The sequence below is a fragment of the Streptomyces sp. NPDC101237 genome, assembly GCF_044767465.1.
Taxonomy (GTDB): domain Bacteria; phylum Actinomycetota; class Actinomycetes; order Streptomycetales; family Streptomycetaceae; genus Streptomyces; species Streptomyces gramineus.
The window spans coordinates 1-7608 of the sequence record NZ_JBIWNY010000017.1 but is presented as its reverse complement, the minus strand read 5'-3'; the positions used below and the strand labels follow the sequence as shown (position 1 = coordinate 7608).

9 protein-coding genes are annotated in these 7608 nt (G+C 74.7%); 3 read left to right on the top strand and 6 right to left on the bottom strand.

The window, feature by feature from the left end:
• On the bottom strand, nt 1-892 hold an 892-nt coding region (locus tag ACIRQ9_RS24990; RefSeq protein WP_404177518.1), incomplete at its 3' end, for a response regulator transcription factor.
• 458 nt (nt 893-1350) lie between these two features.
• Here ACIRQ9_RS24990 and ACIRQ9_RS24985 point away from each other — a divergent pair.
• From ACIRQ9_RS24985 to ACIRQ9_RS24975, 3 genes are all read left to right on the top strand, one after another.
• Complete coding sequence (locus ACIRQ9_RS24985) at nt 1351-2322, top strand: ScbA/BarX family gamma-butyrolactone biosynthesis protein (protein WP_404177515.1); 972 nt, start codon at nt 1351-1353, stop codon at nt 2320-2322.
• A 27-nt stretch (nt 2323-2349) separates the two neighbouring features.
• A complete protein-coding gene (locus tag ACIRQ9_RS24980; RefSeq protein WP_404177512.1) occupies nt 2350-3279 on the top strand; it encodes an NAD-dependent epimerase/dehydratase family protein in 930 nt (309 codons plus the stop codon).
• Nucleotides 3280-3526: 247 nt separating this feature from the next.
• Nucleotides 3527-3811: a chaplin gene (locus ACIRQ9_RS24975; RefSeq protein ID WP_404177509.1), complete on the top strand. Its 285-nt coding sequence runs from the start codon at nt 3527-3529 to the stop codon at nt 3809-3811.
• Nucleotides 3812-3874: 63 nt separating this feature from the next.
• Here the strand turns inward: ACIRQ9_RS24975 and ACIRQ9_RS24970 are convergent, their stop codons facing one another.
• From ACIRQ9_RS24970 to ACIRQ9_RS24950, 5 genes are all read right to left on the bottom strand, one after another.
• Nucleotides 3875-4741, bottom strand: a complete 867-nt coding sequence (locus ACIRQ9_RS24970; RefSeq protein ID WP_404177506.1) for a tyrosinase family protein — start codon at nt 4739-4741, stop codon at nt 3875-3877.
• A complete protein-coding gene (locus ACIRQ9_RS24965; protein ID WP_404177503.1) occupies nt 4725-5219 on the bottom strand; it encodes a tyrosinase family oxidase copper chaperone in 495 nt (164 codons plus the stop codon). Before ACIRQ9_RS24965 ends, ACIRQ9_RS24970 begins: the two co-directional genes overlap by 17 nt.
• Nucleotides 5220-5451: 232 nt before the next feature.
• Nucleotides 5452-5952 carry a DUF5949 family protein gene (locus ACIRQ9_RS24960; RefSeq protein WP_404177500.1) on the bottom strand — a complete coding sequence of 167 codons (501 nt, stop codon included), beginning with the start codon at nt 5950-5952 and terminating at the stop codon, nt 5452-5454.
• 128 nt (nt 5953-6080) lie between these two features.
• Entirely contained in the window at nt 6081-6371 is a 291-nt protein-coding gene (locus ACIRQ9_RS24955) for a hypothetical protein (RefSeq protein ID WP_404177497.1), read from the bottom strand.
• Nucleotides 6372-6554: 183 nt separating this feature from the next.
• Nucleotides 6555-7262 (bottom strand): hypothetical protein, encoded by a 708-nt coding sequence (locus tag ACIRQ9_RS24950; RefSeq protein ID WP_404177494.1) that lies wholly within the window; start codon nt 7260-7262, stop codon nt 6555-6557.
• Nucleotides 7263-7608: the final 346 nt, after the last annotated feature.

Sequence of the window (7608 nt, the reverse complement as noted above, 5' to 3'; positions counted from 1 at the left end):
CCGCGGCGGCCCGCCCCGCGCCCGCCCCCGGCGCGCCGCGCCCCCGCGCCGCGCGGCGCCGCGCGGGCCCCGCCCGGCCCCCCCCCCCCGGCCCGGTGGGGTCGCCGATCCGGAAGCCGACGCCCCGGACCGTCACGATCCAGGCGCTGTCGCCCAGTTTGCCGCGCAGGGTGCCGACGTGGGTGTCGACGGTGCGGCCGCGCGGGGACCACGCGTCCTCCCACACCTGCGCCATGATCTGGCGGCGCGGGATCACCGTGCTGGGCTGCGAGGCCAGCAGGTGCAGGAGGTCGAACTCCTTGCGTGTCAGGTCGAGTTGGCGCCCGTCGAGGGTGGCGGTGCGGGCGCCCGGGTCGATGCGCAGCGGCCCGTGGGTGACGACCCGGCCGGCCGCCGCGGGCTCCGGCCGCGGTCCCCGGCTCCGGCGCAGCACCGCTTCCATCCGGGCCAGCAACTCCCGGAAGCCGTACGGCTTGACGAGGTAGTCGTCCGAGCCCGCCTGGAGGCAGAGCACGCAGTCGAGTTCCGAACCGCGTGCGCTGACCGCGATGATCGGCAGGTCGCTGACCGCGCGGATGCCGCGGCACACCTCCAGGCCGTCCAGATCCGGCAGGTCCAGGTCGAGCAGGACCAGGTCGGCCTGGGGATGACCGCGCAGCGCCTGGGCGCCGGTGGTGGCCCCGTGGGTGGTGTAGCCGTGCCGGACCAGGCCCTGGATCAGGGGGTCGGCGGCGCGCGGGTCGCTCTCCACCACCAGGACGCTGACGGCTCCCGCCTGTGGCACGCCGTACGAGGGAGTCGGACAGGCCGGGTGTCCGGCCGGGACGACCGGGCCGTGCGAGCGGTGCCGCCGCGGTGACGGCGCCAAAAGATCCGCGTACTGCCGGTTCATCAGTTCCCCCTGAGGCACATCCACGTCATCTGGGACTGCGGGTTCACCAGCAGACCGTACCAAACAGACTTGTCTGATTGTCAACTGGCCTGCTGGGGCGGCGCGGCGCGCTGCTCACCGGTTCTCCACACCATCGTGAGCTGCAATTTCGTCGGATTACCGGACAAGTGGTAGGCCAGGCTCCGCACATGAACCCTGAAGAAAGACTTGTCCAAGGACTATGCCCGCCCCGGAAACCATACCGACCCCCAGCCTTTACATCGGCAAGTCCGGCAAATCAGTCATGATCAAGGAAGAGCCCTCTGGGCAAACGTCCCAACTGAGCCAAGAAATTCACTCAGGCCTTGCGAAACCGGACCGACCTGTCTGTATCTTGTGGCTAGAACGTCGGCCACGGGGGGTAGCTGCCGACGTACGGCCTGTTGCCCCCTTCCGTCATACCGACAGGAGCGCTGCACATGCCGCACCTCACCGACCGTGGTTCCGCGCCCAAGCCCCTGCTGCCCGCACTGACCACCACTGTGCCGCGGGAGTATGTCCATCGCGCGGCGGTTTCCGAAGTTCTGCTCACCGGGTGGGAGCCCGACGAGCCGACCGCCCGGGACGGCGCCCGCGCCGCCGACGACGACGCCTCTTTCGTCGTCCGGGCCCAATGGCCCCGCTGCCACGCCCTGTTCGCCCCGGTCCGGGGCTACCAGGACCCCATGCTGCTGATCGAGTCCGTGCGTCAGATCGGCTCCCTGCTCGCCCACGCCGAGTTCGACGTGCCGTTCGGCCACCAGTTCCTCATGTCTGACATGTCCGTGACCACGGACCCGGAGCTGCTCGTGGCGGACGCGACCCCCACCGACGTCCGGATGCACACCGTCTGCCGCGACGTCGTCCGCCGCGCGGGCCGACTGCGGGAGATGCGCTACGACGTCACGGTGGTCCGCGAGAACGGCGCCCGGGCCACCGCCTCGGCCGCGTTCCGCTGCATGAGCCCGGACGTGTACCGGCGGATGCGCGGCGAACGCCCCACCACCGGCCGCACCCCGCCGCCGGCCCTCGACCCGGCGCTCGTGGGCCACGCCGGCCCCCTGCACGTGGTCCTCGGCGAGCCCGCGCCGGGCGACCGCGACCGCTGGGAACTGCGGGTCGACACCGCGCACCCGACCTACTTCGACCACCCCGTGGACCACATACCCGGCATGTTCCTCCTGGAGGCCGCCCGGCAGGCCGCGCACGCCCGCACCAGGGCACCGGGCGCGCTCCTGCTCGGCATGCGCAGCGAGTTCGTGCGGTACGCCGAGCTGGACGCGCCCTGCTGGATCACCGCCGAACCCGAGCCGTACGGCACCGCGGGCGACCTGCTGGTGCGGGTGCGCGGCAGCCAGCGCGAGGAGACGGTCTTCACCGCCGAACTCGTCCTGCGGCCCCGTGTCCGCTGACCCCGACCGCCTTCCGGGAGAGTCCCCGTGCCCACCATCCTCATCACCGGCGCGTCCGGATTCGTCGGGGCGCATGTGACGCACGAGGCGCGGCTGCGGCGCGCCGAGCTCAGGCTCATGACCCACCGCAGGTCCGTGTCCCGCTCCTGCTCCGGAGTGCGGACCGTGGCCGCGGATCTGACCGACCCCGGCTCGCTGCGCGGGGTCTGCGACGGGGTCGACGTACTGCTGCACTGCGCCTCGCAGATCGGCGGCAGCGCGGAAGCGAACGAGGCCGTCAACGCGCGGGGTACGGCGGCGCTGGTCGACGAGGCCCGGCGCGCGGGGGTACGCCGGATCGTCCAGCTCAGCACCGCCTCCGTCTACGGCCGCGGCACCTTCCGCGGCTCCCGTCCCGAGGAACTGGCCCGCAACCCGGGCTCCGTCACCTCCCGCACCCGCGCGGCGGCCGAGGACGCCGTCCTCGCCGCCGGCGGTGTGGTGCTCCGCCCCCATCTGGTCTTCGGCGAGGGCGACCTGTGGGTCGGCCCCCACCTGGCACGGCTGCTGCGCGCCCTGCCCGGCGTGGTGGCCGGGTGGCCGGCGCGGGCGTCGGTGATCACCGCACCGGACCTGGCCCGGCTGCTGGTCGCCACGGCGCTCGCCCCGGACGCCGCGCTGACCTCGCGGATCTACCACGCCGCGCATCCCGTGCCGGTCACCGTGGCCAGCGCGCTGCGGGCGGTCGCCGAGTGCGCCGGGATCACCTGGCCGCGCGACAACCTCACCGTCGAGGGCGCCAAGGCGATCCTCGCCGCGAAGGGCGTCCCGCCCGACACCCTGGACATCCTGACCACGGACCACTTCTTCGAGGCGGACGCGCTCTGGTCCGACCTCGGCGAACCGCCCGCCGCGGGCTTCGCGAGCTGTTTCCGGCGCGCGGAACGCTGGTACCGGTCGACGCTGGCGGCGGCCTGAGGCGGCACCGGCCGCGCTTCAGGCCCGCGCCCGTCTCCCCCACGCCGGCCGCACGAGACGTGACGGCAGCACGGCGCGGAACGCCCCCCTCTTCCTGACGGCCGCCCGCCACGGCGGCCGTCCCTGGCCGGGCCCTTGGAGTGATCGTTCCGTGATCGGCGTGACCAGCCGCAGGCCGTGGCGTTGAACGGGGAGTGCGACGGCTGGTCTGCCGCCGCACTCCCCGAGCAACAAGAAGGAGAACGTGATGTCTCGCATCGCGAAGGCCGCCGTCGTCGCCCTGGGCACCGGTGCTGTGGTGATCGGCGGGGCCGGCCTGGCCCTGGCCGACGCGGGTGCCAACGGCGAGGCCGTCGGTTCGCCCGGCGTGCTGTCCGGCAACGTCATCCAGGTCCCGGTGAACATCCCGGTCAACGTGTGCGGCAACACCATCGACGTGATCGGCCTGCTGAACCCGGCGTTCGGCAACACCTGCGCCAACGAGGGTCACCTCAAGGCCGGTGACGGCAAGAACGGCGGCTACGGCAGCTGAGGCTCCACCATGGAAGGGCCCCGGCACCCTCGGTGCCGGGGCCCTTCCCGTGTCCGGGACGTCTCAGGCGTACCGGTAGATCCGGCTGAGGTCCTCCAGCGATCCCGGGGTGTCGTTCCACGGCGGCAGCTTCTCGCCGCGGGCGACGACCCGGCCGTACTGCGGGTCGCCGCGGCGGGGCGCGGCCGCCGGCAGGTAGCGCTGTCCCCGGTGCCGGGCCCTCCAGCGCTCCCACTGCAGGTCGACGAAGGCGTGGTGGAGCCAGAAGACGGGGTCGTTGACGGAGGCGCCGCCGAGCATCGCGCCGCCGACCCAGCGGTGCACCCGGTTGTGGTTGCGCCACGAGGCGCTGCCGCTGCCCGCCCCCCAGCCCTCCAGCTTGTTGCGGAAGCCCCGGCCGACGGTCGAGTCCCAGGGGGCGACGTCGTACGCCGGGTCGTCGAGGGCCTGGGCGAGCTGGGTCCTGGTGGGCAGCGCGATCGGGTCGCGGGCCCGCCCGAGGTCGCGGGCGAGGAACTCGCCGTCGGTGATGCCCTCCTTGATGGTCCAGTGCCCGGCCGCGTAGGCGAACGGCCCGGTCGTCACCTGCTGGTCCCGGGCCCGGCCGTTCCCGCCCAGCAGGTCCCTGGTCCACGGGACGGAGGACGCCGTACGGTCCTTGGTCCAGTCCCAGTACGGCACGGTCACCGACCCGTCCACGCGGCGCAGGGCGCGCTCCATCTCCAGCAGGAAACGGCGGTGCCAGGGCAGGAAGGAGGGCGCCATGTGGGCGGTGCGCAGTCCGCGCTCGCCGTCGGCCGTGTAGTGGTCGATGTGCATCCGCACGAACTCGTCGTACTCGCCCCGCCGTTTGACCTCAAGGAAGGCGTCGACGAGCCGTTTGCGCTCGCCGGCCGTCAGCCTGCCGACGTCCTTACGCACGTACGCCATGGCCGGCCTCCATGTGCTGATGCCCCCCGCCCATCGGTCCCGGCGCCAGGTCGCGCAGCCGCTGCCCGGGACCGATCTCGTCGACGGCCGCCCTGGCCGCGGCCAGCGGGGTCGGGTACGAGCTGTAGTGGTCGACCATGCTCAGCCAGGTGCCGTCGGCCCGCCGCATCAGGTGCAGCGGCCGGCCCGCCACGGTGACCTGCCACTCGTCCCCGTCGGCGGCCCGGCCCCTCGCCGGCACCAGGACACCGCGGATGCGGCGGCCCCGGTACGTCTCGTCGAAGGAGGTGCCCGCCGGTCCGTCCGACGGGGGCACCGGGGCGGAGGCGGCGACGACCGGGGCGAGCGCCAGGGCGGCCCCGGAGGCGAGCAGTCCGCGGGCCACCTCGCGCCGCGTGGGTCCGCCCGCCCCGGCTCTGTCGGGCCGCCCGGCCCCCGGCTCCGCGCCCACCGCGATCCCGCCCACTCCGACGACCATGCTCACTCCTCGTACGGTTCACCGATCGCTGTCGCCACCGCTAACCGTCGAAGGCGCCTCCCGGTCACCGCCCCACCGCCATCCGGCCGCACCGCGGGAACCGGACGCCGCACCACCGCGACCGGACGCGCGGCCCTCCGGCCCGGCGCCGCGAGCGGGGCGGCGGGAGCGTCCGGGTGGACTCGGCGAGGAACGTCCGCGGGCATCCGGGCGCGGGCGGGAACCGCCGGCGTCAGCCGCGCAGGCTGCGGGCGGGCAGCACGACGTGCGCGGCGGCCGTGAGGGTCTCGTCGGCTCCGGCGAAGTCCTTGAGCGCGTCGGCCTCGACGGGCTTGCCGGGCTCGCCCGCGGGCCAGGGCCGGGTGGTGAACACCAGGTAGGCGTAGCCGCGTTCGGCGACGGCCGCGAGCCACTCCTCGGGCGCCTGGCACTGGGCGTGGAGCGGGGCCAGGTTGAGGACGGCGGTGCCGGACTCGACCAGCAGGGTGACCGGCAGGCTGGGCCGGGCGGTGCCGTCGACGAGGTCGCCGCCGACCGGCAGCCCGTTGTTCTCCAGCAGCGCCTCGACGGCGGCGGAGGTGGCCTGCGCGCCGCCCGCCGCGTCACCGAGGGAGTAGGCCAGCAGGTAGGCCATGTCGCTGCCGTCAGGGCCCGCGCCGCTCCAGGCCAGCACGGCGACCGTGCCGAGGTCGGCGGGGTGGAAGGGGCGGGTGTCGCTGGGGGTTGAGGTCACCGCGCGACCATATCGGCGGGTCGCGGGGCGTCCGGGCCCGCGCTCACCCGTTAGGCGGACAGCCGGCGGCGCGGCCACACGAACGAGGGACGCCGTCACGGCGTCCCCCGAAGCGGTCCCGCCGGGTGTCAGCTCTGCAGCGGCAGACCGCCGAGCAGCGGGTTGTGCTGGTTGACGGCGCCGGTGGTCCGCTTGACCTTGTGGAGCACGGAACCCTTGTTCTCGGTGTTCAGGGCGTCCGACTGGTGCTTCAGCGGCATGGCCTGGTCCAGGGTCAGCGGGCTCTTGGTGATCGTGTCGACCGCGCCGTTGAGGCTGGTGGGCGTCAGGTCGGCGTTGTTCGAGGCGAACGCGGGCGCGGCGAAGCCGGCGAGAGCCACGGAACCGGCGACGACAGCGGCAGCCTTCAGGGACTTCATCGTGTTCCTTTCTTCGGCGACTTTCGGCGGCGCGAGCCACGCAACGAAGCCACCAGGGGTTTCTGACGCCGTGCCTAACGATGTCCCGGCGGGCCGGAAACCCCGTGCTCGGAAGACATATGAGATCCCCGAAGGACGCCTGCGCCGAAGCCCTCCGTCCGGGCCGTCGGCCGGTGGGCGCCGTCAGCCCGTGGGCACCGGCAGCGACGGGGTGGCCGGCAGGCTCGGCGCGGCGGGCAGGCTCGGCAGCCCCGGCAGGTCGGGCGCGGGCAGGCCGCCGCCGAGCAGGATCGCGGCGAGCAGGTTCACCAGGCCGGTCACCACGGCGGTGGCGGCCGGCGGCACCTGGGCCGGGTCACCGGAGGTGGCGGCCTTGAGGAGGGCGTCGACCGCGCTCTGCAGCGCCTTCAGCGCGTCGCCGGTCAGGTCCTTGGCGGCGGGGGCGCCGCCGAGGCCCTTGGCCTGGGCGGCGGCGGGCGCGGGGAACGCGGCCCGAACGGGGGCCGCGGGCAGGGCGGACGTCGACGGCAGGGCCGGGGCGCTCGGGGCCGCGGCGGCGGGAGAGGCCGCCGGGGCCGCCGCCGTCACCTGGGCGATGGCCGCCTTCACGGCGTCGCCGAGCGGGCCGGCCTGATCGGGGGTCAGCTGACCGTTGTCCGCCGCGAGCACGGTGTCGAGCAGGTCGGTGACCGGCTTGAGCACGGCTCCGAGGTCGCCCAGCGACTTGACCTGGGCGAGCAGCGCGTCGGCACCGGGGACGGGCGCCTGGGACCTCGCGTGGCCGCGCTCGTGGGCCGGGCCGGCGGCAACGGCCGCCGGCCCGGTGATCCCGGCCAGAAGAAGGGCGCAGAGCGCGGTGGACGCGAGACGCCGTGCGGGCAGAGCACGCATGGGTGTTCCTTTCGATGCGCATCGGATCTTGCTGCCCACCGTGAAATCACCCGTGCCGGGCTGCAACCGCTCGGCCGCCCGCCGTCACCGGCCACCTTCCGCGCGGTCGGCGTCGTGCCTGATGAGGTGCCCTGCCGGAGCCGCCCCGCCGGGTCCGCCCGGACTCCGGCCGTTCGAGGGACACCCTCCGGGCGGCGGAGGCGCGCGGTCCGCGCCCGGAACGCACGAACCGGCCGTGGGGCCCCCGGGGGGGGGGGGGGGCGGGCGGGCCCCCACGGGGGGCGCCGGGGGCGGGGGGGGGGGGCGGGGGTGGGTGGGGGCGGGGGGGGCGGGCCGCGACACACCG

Bases quoted from the DNA above. Each gene is read 5' to 3' on its own strand.
- ACIRQ9_RS24965 (WP_404177503.1), bottom strand. From the start codon at position 5,219: ATGGTCGTCGGAGTGGGCGGGATCGCGGTGGGCGCGGAGCCGGGGGCC.
- ACIRQ9_RS24950 (WP_404177494.1), bottom strand. From the start codon at position 7,262: ATGCGTGCTCTGCCCGCACGGCGTCTCGCGTCCACCGCGCTCTGCGCC.
- ACIRQ9_RS24970 (WP_404177506.1), bottom strand. From the start codon at position 4,741: ATGGCGTACGTGCGTAAGGACGTCGGCAGGCTGACGGCCGGCGAGCGC.
- ACIRQ9_RS24985 (WP_404177515.1), top strand. From the start codon at position 1,351: ATGCCGCACCTCACCGACCGTGGTTCCGCGCCCAAGCCCCTGCTGCCC.
- ACIRQ9_RS24955 (WP_404177497.1), bottom strand. From the start codon at position 6,371: ATGAAGTCCCTGAAGGCTGCCGCTGTCGTCGCCGGTTCCGTGGCTCTC.
- ACIRQ9_RS24975 (WP_404177509.1), top strand. From the start codon at position 3,527: ATGTCTCGCATCGCGAAGGCCGCCGTCGTCGCCCTGGGCACCGGTGCT.